Here is a 20727-nt window from a genome sequence, read left to right as displayed (position 1 = left end):
AGAGCCGTATCCTCCAAGGGTTCCATAATTTCACAGGCATGCGGTCAAATAAGCGGAAAATGCGAGACATAATCGTCACTGGCGCTGCCGGATTTGTCGGATATCACACCGTACGAAAACTGCTGAGTTCCGGGAAAAAGATTGTCGGCGTTGATTCGCTCAACGATTCCTATGATCCAGACCTAAAGCGTGCGCGTCTGTCCGCACTTCAGAACAATCCAAACTTTCGGTTCAGCGAGATTGATCTCACTGATCGGCGGGCAACAGAATTCCTGTTTGGTACGAATAGTTGCGAAGGCGTCATTCACCTGGCTGCGGATCCGGATGTTCGCAATTCTTTCGCAAATGCCAACCGACACATCGATGCCAATGTCGTTGGTTTTGTTAATGTTTTGAACGAATGCAGACGGCACGAATGCAAGCATTTTCTGTATGCATCGTCTTCCGCCGTTTACGGAGATGGCCCTCTTGAGTTTAGTCGGTCAACCTACGATAGCGCTGAGCGGCCAATCAGCTTGTATGCGGCAAGCAAAAGAGCAAACGAACTGATAGCGCATTCGTATAGTCATGTTTTTGGACTGCCCACGACGGGAGTCAGGCTTTTCACCGTGTATGGCCCTTGGGTGAGGCCGGATATGGCGATATCGCTTTTTGCGAGAGCGCTTATGGCGGGAAGGCCGATAAATCTTTTCAATTATGGTCGCATGCAGCGTGACTTCATTTATGCAGAAGACGCCGCCGATATAATCGCTAGACTTGTTGATAACATTCCAGGAACGCCTAACGCGGAACTTGGCTCGACCAAAATGCCTTGGCGCATTCTGAATATCGGATCAGGCGAATCCCTAGATATCAAGACACTTGTTGCTGCGTTAGAAAGCACTTTCGATCGGTCCGTGGAAAAAATTCTTTTGCCGATGCAGCCTGGCGAGGTGCTGTCGAGCCGTGCGGATCTTGGGGAACTGACGGCAGTTGTAGGCGAACTGCACTTTACGCCATTTGCCGAGGGCATTCAGGCTTTCGTAGATTGGTATAGGGCATATTACGAGATTCATTCTTAGCTGAATGCTGGTCGACAGCCGGTTGTTCGCTAGTGGCGGCAGCTTCGTGCTGATCTGCGGGTATGGGTGCATGCCGATGATGCGATACATTTAGAATCTCCACCATGTATCTTTTGCACTGCTAATGCTGCGCTAATTTTATTCCGACACCCTGCTTTGAGATGATGAATCGCTCACACGATACTCTAGGCAACGCGTATGCCGGATTTCGTGACCATCTGTGTACCGGGCTTATCAAGCTCAAGTGGTGCTCATGGCAAAACTACGCTCTCACGATCCCGTCAGTTGCTGGTCCAAGCAGGCTGACGACGCGCTTGCAGCAGCGCGCGCTCTTCCCGCCGGCCCAGAGCGGGCGAACGCCCTCATTAAAGTGGGCTTACTTCGTCAAATATCGGAGCTTGATAAGCAACTTCAAATATTGACCACAAAAGTACGCGGCAAAAGGCCTTGCCGAACAAGGCGAAAAGCCTCTTGTGTATCACCAGCAGAAGTGTCTCGAGAGGAGGCCGGAAAGTTGACTGACAGATGAGGCTTCGAGCTTTCTGAATACTGCGGTCGAGTTGGCGCTGGGGAGCATTGCTGCGATCTCACAAGCACTGCCCTAACCAGCCAAGCGCTGATCGTTGACCTAGCAAGGGTCACAGCGAATCCTTCATACCGCGAGCGGTGCAAATTTTATCGAGAAGCATGCGCCGGTGGGCTTGCGATTGCTGAGAGTAAGAGTTGCGGCGTGCAATTCAACGATGCGCTGGACGATCGGGAGCCCCAAACCTGTGCTTCCCGGCATGTTGCGATCTCGCCGCCAAAAGCGCTGGAAGATGAAGTCGCGCTCCTCATCCGATATACCCGGTCCTTCGTCCAGAACGCTGACCGTCCCATTTTCCTCGACGATGAACTCCACTGCCGATCCCGGGGGCGTGTGTCTGATCGCGTTCTCCGCCAGATTCCGGATGGCGCGATTGAGCATTTCGGCATTGCCGCGAACGAGGACTGAATTCGATGTCCCTGTTAACGCAACTTCCTTCCCTTGCGCCAAGGCCAGAGGTGCGAGGAATTCGATCACCTCTGTGCAGACCATTCGCAGGTCAGCTTCTTCGTGCGGTTCGACCGCGAACGAATCCAGCTCGGCGACGTCGAGCAATTGGCTGATGATGCGCGCCATGCTGTCAATGTCATTGAGGAGCGTTTTGCTGGCCTGCTGATCCTCAAGAGTCTCAATGCGGGTTCGTAGGATGCTCAACGGTGTACGAAGTTCGTGCGCCGCATCTGCGGTGAAATCGCGTTGGACGCGAAACCCTTCTTCAAGACGATCGAGGGCCTGATTGACGGCGAGCACGAGTGGTTTGACCTCGCGCGGAATCTCTGTGGTCGGCAAGCGAAGATCCGTGCGCAGCGGTCCGATTTTTTTCGTGATCTCCGATGCCTGCCGCAACGGTTTCAGGGCACGTCTGAAAATTGCAATGTCGGTGATTAACAGGACGAGAAGGATGGGCAGGACGATCCAACCGACTTTCCGGAAGAATTCAGCGACGATATCGTCGGTCAGCACATCTCGGTTGTCGAGGTCCTCACCAGCCTGAATCCAGACGGTTTGTCCGCCTACAGTTCTTTTGACGCTGACGCCTGAAACAGTGGCGCCGCGGCGGTTGCGCTGAAAGAATTCGACATGTCTTGATGTCGTGTTCGTGGGGAACAGCGCCATGTGCTCATTGAGCGAAGAAAATAGCACACGGTTCTCGGAGTCGACCACCGCATAGGAATAGCGCCCGTAGGGCTGCGAATAGAGGCCCTGAAGATCGGGTGTGAGGCTCAGGGTAAGTTTGCCATTCGGCAATACTTTGAGGTGTTCGGCCAGCGCCGCGGCCTGCTTCTTCATAGCCTGGTTATGAATGCTGTCGGTCGCGTAATTGAGCAGCCATGACAATGCCAACGATATAAGGACAGATGTTACGGCAACCGCCGCGACATGCAGAATAACGATTCGCGAAATGATCGATTTGAATTGGGGCACGTCGGTTACTTGTCCTCCGCGAGGAGGTATCCGACGCCTCGGATTGTATGAACCTGAATTTTGGCGCCCTTGTCGGCAAGTTGCTTGCGCAGCCGATGAACGTAAACCTCGACCGCATTCGACGCGATCTCGTTGGAGTGTCCGAAAATATGGTCCTCGACCTGCTTCTTCGATACGACCCGTCCCTTGCTGCGCATCAGAAGCTCCAGGACTGCGGTTTCCCGCGACGAGAGAAGTTGCGGCTGACCGTTGATCGAAGCTTGCCTGTTTCCGGTATCGAATTCCAGATTGGCGATGCGCAGCACTCCTCCCAGTAGATGCCCAGGCCTTCGCAACTGCGCTTCGAGACGCGCAACTAACTCCTCCAGCGCGAATGGTTTCACAAGATAGTCGTCCGCACCGCTGCGCAAACCATGCACGCGGTCCTGAAGTCCGCCCCGAGCCGTGAGAACTAGCACGGGGATGGGGATATTGCGGTGTCTGATCTCGCGCAGAAGCGTCAGACCGTCGCCGTCTGGAAGGCCCAGATCGAGAATGAGTGCGGCGTAGAACGTGGTACGGAGAGCGGTACTGGCATCGTCGATGGTCGAGAGAACATCGGTCTCATACCCGACAGCTCGCAGCCCCTTCGCCAGGAGGCCAGCGAGTTCGACGTTGTCTTCCACGATCAGCAAACGCATCGACGGCCTGTAGGGTGAGGCAAGCAAGAGCCTACCAATGGGATGAATCCGGGCGCTGGACAAGCCCGAACGAAACAGTCGCAGGGCCTGTTGTAAGCTTGGTGTAAGGGAATCTTCCGAGCCTGACGGCTCCGGTCAAGGCGTATTGTATCGCCTGCAGTCCCGGCATCCCGCGAAACGCTCGATGTAAGGTTGATGTAAGCATGGTGGTCTAGATCGACTTGGGATGCCTCCGTCGCGCAGCGGCAGACGCGTCCTGTCCATCATTGGTTTTCGCCACAATACCGGAATCTCAACGTGCAAAATCTCGGTCGCCTTTCCGGAAAAATTCGACCATGGCACGCTCTTGCCGCGATGGTTGCCTTGAGCGCGGTCGTAGTGCTGGGCGGAAGATACCTGTTAGGATCGACAGATGTCCAAGCGGCGACCGATCCTCAGGTGTCGGAGAGCCGGCCGGCATCCGGCCGCGCCGACGCACGATCATCTGTCGATTTGACCGAAAAGCAGGCATCAACACTGACGATTGCTCCGGCTCCCGTTCAGGAATTTGCGATGCGCCGGACGGCTGTCGGGACCATCGACTTCAATCAGAATCTGCTGATTCAGGTATTCTCCCAGTATCCGGGGAAGATCATCAAGGCGCTCTACAACATCGGCGATGACGTTAAACAAGGCGATCTTCTTTTCACGATCGACAGTCCCGATCTGCTGCAGGCGGAATCTGCATTGCTGGCGAGCGCCGGAGTTCTCGAACTTCAGACGCGGACGCTCTCACGTGTCACGCAGCTCCTGAAAGCAGGAGGCAGCGCCCAGAAAGATATCGATCAAGCTACTTCAGACAAGCAGACCGCGGAAGCGAACTTCAAGGCTGCCAAGAATGCCGTACGCATTTTCGGCAAGACCGATGCTGAGATCGAGCAGATTCTCGAGGATCGGCATGTCGATTCCACGTTGCTGGTCCCGAGCCCGATTACTGGCCGGATCATCACCCGCAATGCTGCGCCTGGCCTTCTGACGCAACCCGGCAACGCGCCTGCGCCGTTCTCGGTCGCGGATATCTCCACCATGTGGATGGTCGCGAATGTCATCGAAACCGATGCTCCCGCTTATAAGGTCGGCCAGGAGGTGGAAGTGCGGGTGCCGGCTTATCCGGACGCCGTATTCAAGGGGCACGTGACCGTGGTCGGCTCGATGATTGACCCGACCACGCATCGCCAGCTCGTGCGCTCTGAAATCGCCGATCCAGAGCACCTGCTGAGACCAGGGATGTTCGCGAGCTTTGTGATTCAGACGGGCACCCCGGTCCGCTCCGTGGCGGTGCCGGCCGACGCGGTGGTGCGGGAAGGCGATGGCACCATGACGGTATGGGTCACTTCGGATCGCCGGCATTTCACGAAACGAATCGTCAAGGTCGGCCTGCAGCAACAAAATGGACAAAGCCAGATTCTTGAGGGGGTGGCGCAGGGTGAATTGGTAGTCGTCGAGGGCGCGGTTTTTCTCAGCAATAAACTTTTGCTTGGTGCCAATGGCTAACCCCCGCAACGCCATTCTCTGACAGGTGGTTGGGGGATTCTTTGATAAAGTCTGTACTTGAGTTCGGTCTGACCCGAAGCGCGATTATCGTTCTGGGCCTTGTGGTGTTCTGCGCCGCAGGGTTGGTCGCCTTTAGTCGCTTGAATGTTGAAGCCTATCCGAATCCGGCGCCCGTCATCCTCGAGATTACCGCGCAGGCGCCCGGCCTTTCGGCCGAAGAGATGGAAAAATACTATACCATCCCGATGGAGGTCGGGCTGTATCCGACGCCGGGTGTCGTCAACATCCGTTCCACTTCATTTTATGGCCTGTCCTTCGTTCGCGTCACGTTCAAGTATGGGACGGACTTTTATTTCGCGCTGACCCAAGCTGCCATCAGTCTCCAGCAGAACGTCAGCCTGCCGAACAATCTGGTGCCGACCATCCAGCAGTCGAGTCTGGTCGGTGAAATTTTCCGCTACCAGCTCGTTGGTCCCCCTCACTTCGGTCTCACCAATCTCCGCACGTTGCAGGATTATGTGGTGGAGCGCCGCCTTCTGACGATTCCGGGTGTTGTGCAGATCAATAGCTGGGGCGGCACGACCAAGCAGTTCAATGTCGAGGCCGACACCCAAAAACTTGAAGCCTACAACATTACGGTCCCGCAACTCCTCAGCGCGCTAGCCAACGCGAATATCAATGTCGGCGGCCGTGAAATCGCGATCGGCCAGCAATCGGTGAATATTCGTGGCATCGGATTGATCGATAGTGGTGGCGATGAGGACGTGACCAAGGGCTACAAGGTCTCGGACATCGAGAACGTGGTTCTCACCCAGTCCGGCGGTCTTCCGATTCAGGTGAAGAACGTTGCCAAGGTGACGGTCGGATACGTTCCGAGGTTGGGAATCGCCGGGCGTGATGCTCAAGATGATGTGGCGACGGCAATCGTGGTGATGGGGCGGACGCAACACACCAATGACATCATTCCGCTCGTCGAAGCCGAAGTGGCGAAAATGAATGCCGACGGGAGTCTACCTCCCGGCGTCAAGATCGTTCCATATTACGATCGCAGTTCGCTCGTGAACGTGACGACCCATACTGTTCTGCACAATCTCATCGTCGGTTGTCTGCTGGTTTTTCTGATCCAGTGGATATTTTTGGGAGACTTGCGGAGCGCCCTTATCGTGGGCGCCAATATTCCGTTTGCGCTGTTTTTCGCGATCATCATTCTCGTTATTCGCGGCGAAGACGCCAATCTTCTTTCGTTGGGCGCGGTCGACTTCGGCATCATCGTCGATTCCGCTGTGATCATGATGGAGAACATCTTCCGGAACTGCCAATCGACGCCCGAGCAGCGACGATCACTTCTTAGCCGGTTATCGGAGGGCTATTGGGGCTCCGATCCGACCTCGGGTCCGCGCCATGATGCTGAAAGCCCGCACTGGACCCAGCGGCTGCGTCTGATCTTCGTAAGTGCGCTGCAGGTGAACAAGGCGGTGTTCTTTACCGCGGCGATCACCGTGGTTGCATTTGTCCCGTTGTTCACGATGCAGGGTGTCGAAGGCCAGATTTTCGGACCAATGGCGCGGACATACGGCTATGCGCTGGCCGGTGCGCTGATCGCGACCTTCACCGTCACTCCGGTGCTGGCCGCCCTGCTGCTGCCGAAACATGTCAGCGAAACCGAAACGGTGATCGTGCGCGCCTTGCGTGCGGCGTATTCGCCGGTGCTGCGCTGGGCGCTTTCGCGCGTGAAAATGGCAGTTCTTGTCGGGTGCGCTTTCCTTGCGTTGAGCGCTGTCGCGGCCTCTCGGCTCGGCAGCGAATTTCTTCCGGCGCTGGAGGAAGGCAATTTCTGGATTCGGGCATCAATGCCTCCAACCATCTCGCTCGAAGCCGGAACCAAGGCGACCGCCAAGATGCGGCAAATTTTGCTGAAGCACCCGGAGGTCGTCACGGTGGTGTCGCAGCATGGCCGCCCCGATAACGGAAGCGATGCATCGCCGTTTTCGAATGTTGAACTGTTCGCGCCGCTGAAACCGTTCGATCAATGGCCGTCTGGTCTGACCAAGGAAAAATTGACGGAACAACTCCAGAAGGAGTTCAGCGAAGAATTGCCGGGTATCGGGTTTAACTTCTCCCAGTATATCCAGGACAATGTCGAAGAAGCGCTTTCCGGCGTCAAAGGAGCCAACTCGGTCAAGGTCGTAGGCCCCAATCTTCAGGTGCTGGAATCACTCGCGACGCAGATCATGGCCGAGATGGCCAAGGTGAAGGGTGTAACGGATCTCGGCATCTTCAGAACGCTCGGTCAGCCGAATCTCAATATAAAGATCGATCGCGAGAAGACGGCGCGTTACGGGCTCAACACCGGCGACGTCAATACAGTGGTGCAGGCTGCTCTCGGCGGTACGACCGCTACGACAGTTCTGGAGGGTGACCGGCAGTTCAGCCTTGCCGTGCGGCTCGACCCTAAATTCCGGGACAGCATCGACGCGGTGCGCACGGTGCAGGTAGCCTATCAAACCCCATCCGGTGCCAACGCCTATGTTCCGCTGAGCGAGCTTGCTGATATTAGCCTGGATACCGGAGCATCCTTCATCTACCGCGAACGAAGCCAGCGCTACGTTCCGGTCAAATTTAGTGTTCGCGGGCGCGATCTCGGCAGCACCGTTGCCGAGGCGCAGGAGCGGGTTGCGAAAGCGATCAAGCTGCCCAACGGGTATCGGATTATCTGGGCGGGAGAATTCGACAGTCTGCAGAAGGCGAAGGAGCGTCTTTTTGTTGTGATCCCGATCACTTTGCTGCTGATTTTCGTACTGCTGTACGGTCTGTTCAACTCGCTACGCGACAGCCTCCTGGCCCTGACCGGAATTCCGTTTGCGATTGGAGGAGGTCTTATCGCGCTCCATCTTGCGGGTCTCGATTTCAGTATATCCGCAGCGATCGGGTTCATCTCGCTATTCGGCGTCGCCGTTATGGATGGCATCCTCAATATTACCTACTATCGCGAGCTTCGCGCCGCAGGCATGAGCGTTGCGGAAGCGGTGTATCACGGTGCTGAGCAACGCATGCGCCCAATGCTGATGACGGCTCTGTCCGCTGGCGTTGGACTGTTTCCGGCCGCGATTTCTCACGGCATCGGAAGCCAAGTGCAGCGTCCGTTAGCGACCGTCGTCGTCGGCGGCATGTTCATTGGTCCCGTCCTTTTGCTCGTCGTTGCTCCGGCTCTCAGGCAAATCTTTCTCAGTAAAGAGCAGCCGACGCCTACCGAGGCAGAAGATGACGACTTGCTCGAACAGGCTGCGGGCAAACCATGAACTACATCCGTTTGAAAAATATTGGCATGCCGCACAGCAATCTGCTGCATATCAGGCGTTCTCTAGCCTGGACACTTCTCGCCAGCCTGTTTGCGGCATCAGCTTCGGGCTGTGCCGTCGGGCCGAATTTTACCCGGCCGCCGGCACCGGAAGTCCAAGGATTTCTTCCCGGCAAGTTGGCGTCGCCAGATCCTGGTGCTCCGACGCCCCGCGTTCCCCGTCAGCATTTCGTCAATGGTGCGGACGTCTCAGCGCGATGGTGGACGGCCTTCCAGTCTCCCCCTCTCAACGATCTGATCAAGCAATCGGTCGAAAGCAATCCCACGCTGCAGGCGGCTGAAGCTGCGATCAAGGTTGCCCAGCACAATGCACTGGCCCAGCGCGGATTGTACTTTCCCCAATTGACCGGCGATTCCGCGACCTCGCGTCAGTTGTTGTCAAATGCCGGCAACATTCCGCCGGGCGAGCCGCTGTCATCGCCACAGACCAAATATTCGCTGGTCACAAATCAGCTGACGGTGAGCTTCACGCCCGATATTTGGGGTGCGAACTTCCGGGCCGTCGAAAATCTCGACGCTGTTACCGAACAGCAGCAATTCCAGCTCGAAGCAGCATATCTCACGCTGACGAGCAATGTCGTTGCCGCCGCCATTCAGGAAGCCTCCTTGCGCGGTCAGATCGTTGCAACTCAACGCATCATCAAGATCGAGCGCAATCTTCTCGACATCCTCAAGCGACAGTTCAACTTCGGGCAGGCAGCGGAGGCCGACGTGCTTGCTCAGGAGGCCGCTCTTGCTCAGGCTGAGCAATTGCTTCCGCCGCTCGAAAAGCAGCTTGCCCAGCAACGCAACCTTCTGACGGCTCTTGCCGGCCGATATGCGGCGGACGAGATTGCTCAAAAATTCGATCTCACCCATTTGAAACTTCCGGCAAACTTACCGGTCATCCTTCCGGGCAAGCTCGTGGCGCAACGTCCCGATGTGCGAGCGGCAGAGGCGGCCATGCATTCCGCGAGTGCGCAGGTCGGCATGGCGATCGCTGCACGGCTGCCGAATGTTACGCTGTCGGCGAATGGCGGCTCGAGCGCCTATAGCTTTGCGCAGAGTTTCACGCCCGGCACCGGCTACTATACGCTCGCAGCGAGCGTCGCCCAGCCGATCTTCGATGGCTTTACCCTTTATCACAAGCAGAAGGCAGCCGAAGCGGGACTCGAAGTGGCGGAGGCTCAGTATCGCGCTGCCGTCCTTACGGCCTTCCAGAACGTGGCCGATGCGCTGCGATCGCTGCAACTCGATGCGAAGGCCGTCAAAGCTGCCGTCTTGGCCGAACGCACCGCGAAAGCCAGTCTCGACATCGTAGAGAAGCAACTGAATGCGGGCCAGGTGAACCAACTTGCCGTGCTCAATGCCCAGCAAACCTATCTCGTGGCGGCTGTGACACGTGTGCAGGCTGAAGCCGACCGGCTATCCGATACGGCAGCATTGTTCATGGCTCTCGGCGGCGGCTGGCCAGCCGATTGCAAAGGGCCGGATTGGAGGCAATGCGCGATGGAGGAGGTGGTGGCTGCTTCATCGAGCCAGACTGTCCAGGTGCAGTGAAAGAGCAGCCGACATTATCATTCCGGCGGATCGAAACTGCCGAAAGCTTCAGAAATCCTCTAGGAGATTCCTTCCTTATCGAAGTCGCTGATTTCCGCAGCCATTGCTGCTGCGATCTCTGCCAGTGGCTGCGTGCCGTCGATCAACGTGATGGCACTAAATGGAACACGCGGCATTGGCGGCTGAGTTTTGACAATTCTTAATGTGCCTTTCTCGAGCTGCTTACTATAACAACGCTCGGGAAGAAGCGTAATTCCCATTCCTGCGGTCGCAAGAGATGCGGCCACGTTGAGGCTCTTAAATGTGTCGAACCGCTTGAAGGCGATTTCCTGAGACTGAAACCATTCGTCAATCGATCTATGGTGATAGGATTGCTGAGACAGCGTGATAATTGGCCAAGCGAGGATGTCTCGTGGCGTAATTGGATTGGTAGGTAGCGATAGTGAAGGGCTTGCCATCCAGCAAAAATCTAATACCCCGAGATGCTTCGATCTAAATATGCTCTCAACCGGGCGGCCTGGAGCCAGAACGAGATCGAGAGATCCGCTGCGCAACTGATCGATTAAAGTAAGGGTAAGGCCATCGTCCATCTCGATACTAACCTTTGGATAGGCTTCGCGCATCGCCTTAATCAGACGTGATAGCCACGTCATCGAAATGACCTCTACAACGCCGATGCGCAGCACTCCCGATATATTTTCCGGGGCGGCGATAGTCGTACGAATTTCCGTTTCGAGTTGTATGTATTGTTCGGCGAGAGGAAGGAGCGCGCGGCCTTTCGCGGTTAAGCGCAGGCTGCGTTGATTTCGTTCGAACAGAGCGACACCGAGAACGCGCTCAAGTTCCTGAATCCGCATTGATACGGTGGACTGTGTCGCCCTCAAGCGCTCGGAAGCCGCGACGAAGCTTCCGAGCTTTGCACTCCAGAAGAATGTTTCCAGCTGCCGGATGTTCAAATGCGCGATCTTCAAAAAAGATGAAGCGGTGACGTCAAGATTACTTGTTTGTTTTGAATTAGTCTAGTTCGTATCGTTTTCGAATGATGAACGCTCACGTAGATATCAGTCAGTCTTCTGAAACTCGGTCGGCGCGAACGAAGTATTTTGTGCGGGTCAGAAGGGTCAAAGACGAAGCGATTGGAATTCGTTCGTTCGAGCTTGTCGCGCTAGATGGCGAACAACTTCCGCCGTTTACCGCAGGTGCACACATCGATGTTCACCTTGGCGGAGACATCGTTCGTCAGTATTCCCTGTCCAATGCTCCGAGCGAACAAGGAAAGTTTCGCATTGCGATTCTGTTGGATGAAGCCGGCCGCGGTGGCTCGCGCGCAATGCACAAGTTTAAAGAAGGTGACCTGCTTGAGATCTCAGGTCCTCGCAATCATTTCGCCCTCGCGGGTCAGGAGACCAGCCTTCATCTGATGTTGGCGGGCGGGATTGGCGTCACTCCAATGATGTCGATGATCCCTGAGCTCGAAGCGAGAGGTGCCGAATACATCCTGCACTATTGCACGCGAACTCCTCAAAACACTGCGTTTCTTGGCGAACTTGCGCCACGTATGAATGCCGTCCGGATTCATCATGATAATGGCAATCCTGCGCAGGGATTGGACATCAAGGAGCTTGTGACGAACTACTCTCCGGGAATGCATCTCTACTTCTGCGGCCCTCCGGGATTTATGGCGGAAGTAAAAAGGCATCTGGGTGCGTGGCCTCCGCATGCTGTACATTTTGAGCATTTTTCAGCTCCTGAAATCGATGGCGAGCAGGAAAATCATCCATTCAAGGTTGTCATCCGTAGAACGGGTGAGGTGCTCGACGTTTCTGAAACAGAAACGATAGTCGATGTGCTGCGCGGACGTGGTTACACCATCGAGACCGATTGTCGCGAAGGCTTCTGCGGGACGTGCATTACGCGATACGTCGATGGCACGCCCGAGCATCGCGATTGCGTGCTCAGTGCCTCAGAACGTGAAAAGTATCTGATGGTTTGCTGCGCACGCGCCAAGAGTGCGTCACTCACGCTCGATCTTTAGTCAAAAATAGATCAGGACACTGGAGGAAGCATAATGAGTAACAACGACAGTCGGGCGCTTGCAACTTATGCCTGCGTCGAGAATTGCTGGTACATGATCGGCACCGCCGCCGATTTTCCCGCAGAAAAGCTTACGGGTCACGTTGTAGCTAAAAAGCCCATTGTTGCCTGGCGCACCAAGCACGGCCAGGTCGTTGCTTACGATGATAGGTGCGCGCATAAGCGGTTTCCCCTGTCGAAGGGACGCTTGATGCAGGATGGCACTCTTGAATGTGCTTATCACGGCTTAAGATACGACATGACAGGCAAGTGTGTGATGATTCCATCACACCCGACAGGCCCGATTTCTCCGCAGGCGATCGTCCGTCCATATCCGATAGTAGAGCAGGATGGCTTGATTTGGTTGTGGCCTGGTAATCCGGCACTTTCCGGCACCCGCAAGCCGCCGCGGCTTCCGGAAGTTGGATCTGAGGATTGGAAAACTGAAATCATCGGTCCGATGGAGATTCCAGCAAATTATCTTTTGCTGATCGAAAATCTTCTAGACATCACTCATTTCTATCCACTGCACGATGGGAATATCGGTGATATCGAGAATAGCCGTATTCCGGTTGATCTTGAGGAGGGCGAGGAGGACGGTAATCGCTATGCGATGACCATTCGCAAGGTAACTGACTATAAGCAGCCGCCTTACCTTGTTGACTGGTTCCACTACGACGTCGTCGATAGGCATCATACTCATTGCATGATGAGCCCTGGCGTTACGCGGGTTGTTATGCGTAATGCGCCGGTTGGCGAGCTTTCGGCGCGTGACAGTAAGCGGGAATTTCCTGGATCCTTGGATTTGAACAGCAAGGAGCGTGGCTACGTTCTCGTTCACACGCACACGCCGATCAATGAAAATCGGCATTTGTGGTGGGCGCTTATCAATGTGCCCGCGCATCATATGTCGAAGAAGGATCCAAAGAAGCAGACTGCATCCCAGATCGCGGAAATGTTCCCGAATGTCGTGGAGGAGGACAAGTTCGCCCTAACTGAGCAGCAGCAAATGTTCACATACCCCGACGACGGCTATCAGGAGGTCTTCCTGAAGCCGGACCTCGCCATCCGGCGGGCAAGAGTGATTTTCCAGGATCTAATCCGCGAGCAGGAGGGAGAAACTCACAGCGTAGCCGCGGAGTAAACGATGAGGCGATCCCGACGCTCCCATGTGAGCCGTGACGAGCCTTTCGCGCGTGTCGGGATCCTTGAGTTTTTCCTGATTTGCAGCGGGTCCTTGCGCGGACTCGTTGTAGATCAACTCCGGTGCACATGTTGCGGAATTGAAGGCCTGCCCGGCGCAGATGACGTGAGATGTTGTCTGTCGCTGATCAGTTGCGATGCGGTGCTTGCGATCCAAGGAAACTCCGGAGCAGGCAAGCAGAGCGCTCGTCCGTTTACTTCGATAGGCGCGTTTCAGGGGGAGCGTACTGGTCCGTGCATTTCGTCTATGGGGAGGATCAACCTTGAATCACATCTAGGCGGCCGTCGCTAAGTTTTCGCTCAGAGGAAAGAATGAGCATTCCTGCCTGCAGATTTCGGTCATTGCACGGCCAGTACCTTGGTGAGGGATCGACTAGCGGTCAGAAAAAAGCGGGGCAAGTTTTACTGATAAATAGAAGAACATCTACGGTCTAAGAACAAGAAAGGCGCGATCCAACTCACGATCAGTTCTCTCGTAATCGGTCCATAATTCAAAAATCAGAATGGGAAAAATAGGGAGGGAAGCAATGAAAGTGATAGAGAAAGGAATCGATATCGATACGCAACAGCATGCTCGTCGAGCAGTAATTGCGTCAACTGTCGGCTCAATGATTGAGTGGTATGATTTCTATATCTACGGTTTGGTTGCCGCGACTGTTCTTGGAAAGCTTTTCTTTCCTCAAGCTGATCCTTATTCGGCGACCCTTCTGTCGTTATCGACGTTCTTCCTAGGATTTGTCATTCGTCCGATCGGTGCCGCCTTTTTCGGTCATTTTGGCGATCGGATAGGCCGTAAAGCAACACTTGTTTCAACGCTGCTATTGATGGGTGTTAGTACGGTTCTGGTTGGTCTCGTGCCAACCTATGACAAGATCGGAATTTGGGGGGCGGTCGCGCTCACGATTCTGCGCTTGCTTCAGGGTTTCGGCGTCGGAGGAGAATGGGGCGGAGCTGTAGCTGTAGCCACAGAGTGGAAGTCCCTCGACAAAAAACGCGGACTGGCGGGCAGCTGGCCGCAGTTTGGATCGCCGTTGGGGCTTCTCCTGGCGTTGCTGGTGCTCTCGGCCGTTAGCCGCTTTGGTACGAACGAGTGGTTCGAAACCATCGGTTGGCGTATTCCATTTCTGTTCAGCATCATCCTGATCGGAGTTGGTTTCTATATCCGCATCGGGATCCACGAAACACCAGCGTTCAAGGACATGGAGCGTAAGGGGACGGTCAAGAAAGCGCCGGTCTCGGTTGCGATCAAGAAGTACTGGCGTGAGATACTCCTCGTATGCGGAATTCGTTCTGGCCAACACGCAGCATTTTATCTGTTTTCGACCTTTGTGCTGTCGTATGGCGTAGGTACGCTGCATATCTCGAGAGATTTTCTGTTCAATGCACTTCTGCTCGCGTGTGCGGTCTCATTGATCAGCGTTCCGACGTTCGGGTATCTCTCTGATGTCATCGGACGTAGATCGCTCTATATTATCGGTGCAGTGACTCTCGGTGTCTTTGCATTTCCCTACTATGCGATGCTGAATTCCGGCAACTCGGTTATTATTGTGCTCGCAATCGTGATGTCGATTGTCGTCCACGATATCTCCTATGGACCGCAGCCGGCTTTCATCGCGGAGGCGTTCCCACCCGAGGTGAGGTACAGTGGCTCGTCACTCGGGTATCAACTCTCTTCAATCACGGCTGGTGGGCCGGCGCCTCTTGTCGCCACCTATCTGTTTCATCAGTATGGGACTATCCTGGCTGTAAGTATCTATCTTGCTACGCTTGCTTCGATCGCCGTGATCTCTGCGATATTCCTTCCCGATACATATCGAAGGAATTTCAACTCTGCTGAATCTGAGCCAAGTGAAAAGACAGCAGAGGTTGGCGTCTCGGTCGCACCTTCGCCTGGACTGGTTATGTAGAGAAATGGACCACTGGTGCGGTTCAGCCTGAAGCTAACCAGTAATACAGCAGAGCCGATAAGCCCTGGAGTAAGGCTTATCGGCTCTGAAATATTGATTCTGGCCCGAACAACGTCGCGTTATATTCTGCGCGTGCTCAAGTGATGTCGCCTTTTGGCCCGTTGATGCGGTGACGGGCTTCCGCAGCCGAGCCCGCGGTAAACAGTTTAAGTCGCTTTGACGATTACGAGGGCCTCTGCAATTTTCCCGATAGAACGCGAGCGGTGCGGCACATGGGCATCAAAATAAGCGCAATCGCCTTTCGCCAATTCATAGAGCGAGCCGCCATATTCGACTTCCATCCGCCCGGAGAGAACGAAAATAATTTCCTGCCCTGAATGATTGAAGCGTCTGTCATTCTCAAATTTGAGCGGGGGCCGCATGATGAACGGCTCCATCGTCTTGAACTGCTTTCCTGGCGCAAGCATCTCATAATTGTAACCGGAGCCGCTTCCGCCGCGCATGAAAGAGAGTCGCTCTTTATGCCGAACCACGGATATGGCCCCCTCGTATTGAATTTCTCCCAGTAGCTGTCCGACTGACAGGTCGAGACTCTCGGCGATTTTCATTGCCGTCGATATCGACGGCACCGACATGCCTCGTTCAACCTTGGATAAATAGCTTTTGGTCAAACCGGATTTCTCGGCGAGCGCTTCGAGCGTGATGCTGCGCTGCTTACGCAGGAAGGACATGCGCTCAGCCAAAGAAACGGCATTAGTCGCAGGGGTTTTCTTCGCTGTCCGCGCGGCTTTAGCTGGCGCTTTGGCCATGCAGGGGTTCCTCGGAGGCTGATGCAAATTCGACTCGTCTTGGCGGAATATAATCATAATTACCGGCGCATCGATAGCTTGTGCAACGCAGTAAGGCAATTGAACAAAAAGTGTGCCGTGGAATGATCAAATGTCATGCTTGACACATTGTGTCATATACGATCCACTCGACCCATAATTGCATGCAAAAGGGAGGATCTGTGATGGAAGTCAAAATCAGAGACAAAGAGGACTACCACCGGCAGACGACTGAACGCATGAATAAGCATTTCGTGGTTCCCGAGTGGACCATTCGTCAGAAGCTTGCGCTCGCCTGCCGTATCCTGGCATCCGAGGGCCACGACTCGGGCTTGGCCGGCCAGGCAACTGCGCGCGGGGCAAAGCCGGGCACGTACTATATGCTCCGCTTCGGTCTTGGCTTTGACGAGATCACGGCTGAGAACCTCTTGCTGGTCGACGATGACCTGAACGTGCTTGAGGGCGACGGGATGCCGAACCCTTCCAACCGCTTTCACCTCTGGGTTTATCGCGCTCGGCCGCACGTCAAGGCGATCATGCATACACATGCACCGCATGTGTCAGCGCTATCCATGATCGGTGTCCCGCTCGCGGTATCGCACATGGATACAACCTTGTTTCATGAAGACTGCGCCTGGCTGCGAGAATGGCCTGGTACGCCGATCGGCGATGAAGAAGGGCGCATTATTTCCGACGCCCTGGGTAACAAGAGAGCGATTCTTCTTGCTCACCACGGACAACTTGCAGCCTGCGAAACTGTCGAGGAAGCTGCCATTCTCGCGATGTTCATCGAGCGGGCGGCGAAACTTCAACTCCTCGCCATGTCGGCGGGCACTATTTTGCCGGTCGATCCTGCCTTGGCACAGGAGGCACACGATTATCGGCTCAAGCCCAAGGCGATCGCCGCAACATTTGCCTACTACTCGCGCCGCATTCTCTCCCGCGACGCCAGTGTGATCTAGGCGCTCGCGACTCCGGGCGCGAGTTTTTACAGCTGCGTATCGTTCGATAAGTCCGTCAGAGAATAGGAAAGATGATGGTGTCGGATCATGCTGTTCTTTGGCGATATCGACATCGAGTGGTGCGCTGGTCTGCGGGCTCGGAGCTTAAGTCGAGCTTTGCACGGGCCGCTGGTTTCTGAAGTCTGGGGTACGGTCTTATCGTCAGCGCTCGATACGAAAAGCGGAGGGTAGTGGAGATGGGAGTCTCGTACCGAACAATCGATTTCGTTGTGGCTGTTCTCATATTCCTGGTTGGCGTGGCCGTGATGACCGAGAGTTATCACCTGGGTATCGGGTGGGTTAAGGACAGCCCTGGATCGGGATACTTCCCGTTCAGAATCGGAGCGATCATATCGCTGGCGAGCGTAGGAATCGCAGTTCAATCCCTGCTGAACAATACTTCTGAAGCACGAGCTCCCTTTGTTGAATGGTGTCGATTCAAGCTGGTTCTCGCGGTTTTTATTCCGACTGCGGCTTACATCTTGGGAATCGTTTTTCTCGGAATCTATGTGTCTTCGGCCGTGTTTATTGCGGGGTTTATGCGTCTGGCGGGGAAGTTCAACTGGCTCATGACCATCGCAGTAAGCAGCGTGACAGTGATTGTCCTGTTTTGGCTGTTTGAGTTCGAGTTCTTGGTGCCTCTGCCGAAAGGGCCTTTGGAGGCGCTGTTCGGATACTGAATCCTCAACACAAACCGAGGGTGAGTGAGTTGGATCACATCTTGCCGCTACTTCACGGGTTCACCGTGGTTCTGACCTCATACAACATAGCCTTGATGTTCCTGGGCATCTTGCTGGGTATCGTGGTCGGTGTGTTGCCGGGTCTCGGAGGGCCGAACGGTGTGGCGATCCTGTTGCCACTCACTTTCACCATGGAGCCGACATCGGCAATTGTGATGTTGTCCTGCATATATTGGGGCGCACTCTTCGGAGGGGCAATCACATCAATTCTTTTTAATATTCCTGGAGAGCCGTCATCTGTTGCGACGACCTTTGATGGTTATCCGCTGGCGCAGCAAGGCCGGGCCGGCGAAGCGCTGACCGCGTCGTTCAGTGGGTCGTTCTTAGGGGCGCTGGTCGGTGTGTTGCTCATTACATTTCTGGCGCCGCTTGTTGCGAAGTTTGCCCTTCGATTCGGTCCGCCGGAATTCTTTGCCGTCTATCTTCTGACATTCTGCAGCTTCATCGGCATGGGGCAGGAGTCCCCGCTGAAATCGATTGTTTCAATGATGCTGGGCTTCGCTCTGGCTGTGATTGGAATGGACACCATGAGTGGGCAGATGCGTCTGACTTTTGGTTGGACAGGTTTAATGCAGGGCGTCGACTTCCTTATCGCTGTTATTGGATTGTTCGGTATTGGCGAGATTCTTGTGACGATAGAGGAGGGGCTGGCGTTCAAAGGCAAGAGTGCGAATTTGAGTCCCAAGGTCGTTTTTCAGACCTGGGCAAAGCTGCCGAAATACTGGGCCACACTCTTTCGCAGTTCATTGATCGGATGCTGGATGGGTGTCACGCCTGGCGGCGCCACCGCTGCATCTTTCATGGGTTATGGGATCGCTCAGAAATTCTCATCCAACCGAGAAAAATTTGGAACGGGAGAAATAGAGGGAGTTCTCGCACCCGAAACCGCGGCGCATGCTTCAGGAACCAGTGCGTTGTTGCCGATGCTGGCTTTGGGAATTCCGGGATCGGCTACAGCGGCGGTGTTGCTTGGCGGTTTGATGATTTGGGGCTTGGAGCCGGGGCCGTTGCTGTTTGTCGAGCACAAGGATTTTGTGTGGGGACTGATCGCCAGCATGTATCTTGGAAATATCGTCGGGCTGATCATCGTTCTTTCGACAGTGCCGCTATTCGCTGCGATCTTGCGCGTTCCGTTCCCTATCATTGCTCCCATCATCATCATCTTGTGCGCGATCGGCGCCTATTCGGTGCACAACTCGATACTGGATGTGTGGTTCATGCTCGGGTTCGGAGCCGTAGGGTATCTGTTCAAGAAACTTGGATTTCCGTTGGCTCCGCTCGTGCTTGCGTTGGTGCTGGGTGACAAAGCCGAAGATGCCTTTCGGCAGACCATGCTGGCATCCAAAGGAAATCTTGCAATCTTCTGGTCGAACGGGCTGGTCGGAACGATCACACTTCTGGCGATTGTTCTTCTTTTCTGGCCGGTGATCGTTTCGCTTTGCCGCAAGGTGATGTCGCCAAAGCTAGGGCAAGCTGTGCCTTAGTTATTCTCTCGACGATGGTTCGGAAAGCACTTGGAAACTGGAGGGGAGTCATGACGCCTAAAATCACGCGCTGGTTGATGCCAAATCGTACATCCCTACTTCGGTGGCTGTGTGTGGGTGCCATGCTTGCATTCACCAGTGCGGCTCAAGCTGCGTGGGAGCCTACGAAGTCGATTACCTTTGTTGTCACCGGCGGCGCTGGCGGCGGAGCCGATCAGATGGCTCGCCTTATCCAGGGCATTGTTTCCAAATATCGACTCAGCAAACAGCCGATCATCGTCGTCATTCAAAATGGCGGTGGCGGCGGCCAAGGCTTCTTAGATATCAAGAACAGCACCGGTGATGCGCACAAGATTGCTATCGTGCTGTCAAACCTCTATTCGGTTCCACTCTCCACAAACCTGGACTTCAATTGGCGCGATACGACGCCTGTTGCGCTGATGGCGCTCGACGAATTTGTTCTGTGGGTCAACGCGCAATCACCTTATAAAACTGCGCAGGAGTATATTGCGGCTGTTAAAGCCAGTCCGGGCAATTTCAAGATGGGCGGAGCAGGATCCAAGCGGGAGGATGAAATCGTTACCGCGGTGATCGAGCATGCGACCGGCACGAAATTCACTTTCATTCCATACAAGGGCGGTGGCGAAATCTCGACCCAGCTGGTTGGGGGGCACATTGATTCGGATGTAAACAATCCGATCGAACATATCGCGCATTGGCGCGCCGGGGAGGTCCGGCCTCTTTGCGTGTTTGACACCCAACGCATGCCGTTCAAGGAAAAAGTCACGAAAACGGAGTCGTGGAATGATATCCCGACTTGCAAGGAATCCGGGATCGACGCGGAATACCTGATGCTTCGCGGCATTCTGATGCCGAAAGGCGTTACCGCCGACCAGCGTGAGTATTATGTCAATCTGTTGCGCCAGGTTCGGGAAAAGCCGGAATGGAAAGAATTCGTGGCCAAGGGCGCGTATAAGGACAGCTTTCTGGTTGGGGACGAGTTCACCAAATTTCTGGAGCAAGACGAGCATCGTCATAAGGAAATTATGAGGAAAGCAGACTTTCTCGCACAGGGTACTGCTGCAAAATAATACCAAGCCTCCTTCATCGGCGGCCACACTGAGGCTGCTGTATTGCCGGGACGGCGGTCATTGAACGAAGGACATCGCCACAGGATTTGATCCTGTGGCGATTGATTTATTGCAACGGATTTACGCGTCAGAGCTCCGTAGAGAGTTCACGCGATGCCGCGAGCAATTGAGATCATGCCAGCCGTTTCCGATTTCGGATCATTAGATAGAATCTAAGTG

General features: G+C 54.8%; 15 protein-coding genes. 11 read left to right on the top strand and 4 right to left on the bottom strand.

All coding sequences use genetic code 11. The features are described 5' to 3' along the window. Positions 1 to 59: 59 nt before the first annotated feature. The gene (locus HMPREF9697_RS10740; protein ID WP_040307905.1) at positions 60 to 1061 is read left to right on the top strand and encodes an NAD-dependent epimerase/dehydratase family protein; all 1002 of its coding nucleotides are present in this window, start codon (positions 60 to 62) and stop codon (positions 1059 to 1061) included. Between the two features lie 652 nt (positions 1062 to 1713). Here HMPREF9697_RS10740 and HMPREF9697_RS10735 read toward each other — a convergent pair. Both HMPREF9697_RS10735 and HMPREF9697_RS10730 read right to left on the bottom strand, forming a co-directional pair. Continuing rightward, positions 1714 to 3072, bottom strand: a complete 1359-nt coding sequence (locus HMPREF9697_RS10735; RefSeq protein WP_002717234.1) for a sensor histidine kinase — start codon at positions 3070 to 3072, stop codon at positions 1714 to 1716. Between the two features lie 5 nt (positions 3073 to 3077). Further along, positions 3078 to 3752 carry a response regulator transcription factor gene (locus HMPREF9697_RS10730; RefSeq protein ID WP_002717233.1) on the bottom strand — a complete coding sequence of 225 codons (675 nt, stop codon included), beginning with the start codon at positions 3750 to 3752 and terminating at the stop codon, positions 3078 to 3080. Between the two features lie 354 nt (positions 3753 to 4106). Here HMPREF9697_RS10730 and HMPREF9697_RS10725 point away from each other — a divergent pair, with 354 nt between their 5' ends. From HMPREF9697_RS10725 to HMPREF9697_RS10715, 3 genes are read left to right on the top strand one after another with little or no spacing between them, the layout of a single operon-like run. Then, entirely contained in the window at positions 4107 to 5285 is a 1179-nt protein-coding gene (locus tag HMPREF9697_RS10725; protein ID WP_040307904.1) for an efflux RND transporter periplasmic adaptor subunit, read from the top strand. 44 nt (positions 5286 to 5329) lie between these two features. Continuing rightward, on the top strand, positions 5330 to 8584 hold the full coding sequence (locus HMPREF9697_RS10720; protein ID WP_430642239.1) for an efflux RND transporter permease subunit: 3255 nt from the start codon (positions 5330 to 5332) through the stop codon (positions 8582 to 8584). After that, positions 8581 to 10182, top strand: coding sequence for an efflux transporter outer membrane subunit (locus tag HMPREF9697_RS10715; RefSeq protein WP_002717230.1), 1602 nt, complete (start codon positions 8581 to 8583; stop codon positions 10180 to 10182). Before HMPREF9697_RS10720 ends, HMPREF9697_RS10715 begins: the two co-directional genes overlap by 4 nt. A gap of 59 nt (positions 10183 to 10241) precedes the next feature. On the opposite strand, the gene HMPREF9697_RS10710 is transcribed toward HMPREF9697_RS10715, so the two are convergent. After that, positions 10242 to 11138 carry a LysR family transcriptional regulator gene (locus tag HMPREF9697_RS10710; protein WP_169333031.1) on the bottom strand — a complete coding sequence of 299 codons (897 nt, stop codon included), beginning with the start codon at positions 11136 to 11138 and terminating at the stop codon, positions 10242 to 10244. Positions 11139 to 11221: 83 nt separating this feature from the next. Between HMPREF9697_RS10710 and HMPREF9697_RS10705 the strand changes: the two genes are divergently transcribed. The 3 genes from HMPREF9697_RS10705 (at position 11222) to HMPREF9697_RS10695 (ending at position 15365) form a co-directional block, all read left to right on the top strand. Beyond that, entirely contained in the window at positions 11222 to 12217 is a 996-nt protein-coding gene (locus tag HMPREF9697_RS10705; protein WP_081602532.1) for a PDR/VanB family oxidoreductase, read from the top strand. 33 nt (positions 12218 to 12250) lie between these two features. Next, complete coding sequence (locus HMPREF9697_RS10700) at positions 12251 to 13399, top strand: Rieske 2Fe-2S domain-containing protein (protein ID WP_002717226.1); 1149 nt, start codon at positions 12251 to 12253, stop codon at positions 13397 to 13399. Between the two features lie 586 nt (positions 13400 to 13985). Next, complete coding sequence (locus tag HMPREF9697_RS10695; RefSeq protein WP_002717225.1) at positions 13986 to 15365, top strand: MFS transporter; 1380 nt, start codon at positions 13986 to 13988, stop codon at positions 15363 to 15365. A gap of 206 nt (positions 15366 to 15571) precedes the next feature. Here the strand turns inward: HMPREF9697_RS10695 and HMPREF9697_RS10690 are convergent, their stop codons facing one another. Then, positions 15572 to 16174 (bottom strand): helix-turn-helix domain-containing protein, encoded by a 603-nt coding sequence (locus HMPREF9697_RS10690; protein WP_002717224.1) that lies wholly within the window; start codon positions 16172 to 16174, stop codon positions 15572 to 15574. A 203-nt stretch (positions 16175 to 16377) separates the two neighbouring features. Between HMPREF9697_RS10690 and HMPREF9697_RS10685 the strand changes: the two genes are divergently transcribed. The 4 genes from HMPREF9697_RS10685 to HMPREF9697_RS10670 all read left to right on the top strand — a co-directional run bounded on the left by HMPREF9697_RS10685 (position 16378) and on the right by HMPREF9697_RS10670 (position 20508). Next, positions 16378 to 17154 carry an aldolase gene (locus HMPREF9697_RS10685; protein WP_002717223.1) on the top strand — a complete coding sequence of 259 codons (777 nt, stop codon included), beginning with the start codon at positions 16378 to 16380 and terminating at the stop codon, positions 17152 to 17154. A gap of 236 nt (positions 17155 to 17390) precedes the next feature. After that, the gene (locus tag HMPREF9697_RS10680) at positions 17391 to 17873 is read left to right on the top strand and encodes a tripartite tricarboxylate transporter TctB family protein (RefSeq protein ID WP_002717222.1); all 483 of its coding nucleotides are present in this window, start codon (positions 17391 to 17393) and stop codon (positions 17871 to 17873) included. Between the two features lie 29 nt (positions 17874 to 17902). Next, positions 17903 to 19417, top strand: coding sequence for a tripartite tricarboxylate transporter permease (locus HMPREF9697_RS10675; protein WP_002717221.1), 1515 nt, complete (start codon positions 17903 to 17905; stop codon positions 19415 to 19417). A 50-nt stretch (positions 19418 to 19467) separates the two neighbouring features. Beyond that, positions 19468 to 20508: a Bug family tripartite tricarboxylate transporter substrate binding protein gene (locus HMPREF9697_RS10670; protein ID WP_002717220.1), complete on the top strand. Its 1041-nt coding sequence runs from the start codon at positions 19468 to 19470 to the stop codon at positions 20506 to 20508. Positions 20509 to 20727: the final 219 nt, after the last annotated feature.

This window comes from Afipia felis ATCC 53690, assembly GCF_000314735.2.
GTDB lineage: Bacteria > Pseudomonadota > Alphaproteobacteria > Rhizobiales > Xanthobacteraceae > Afipia > Afipia felis.
The sequence above is the reverse complement of the archived record's forward strand: the minus strand, read 5'-3'. Positions and strand labels throughout refer to the sequence as shown.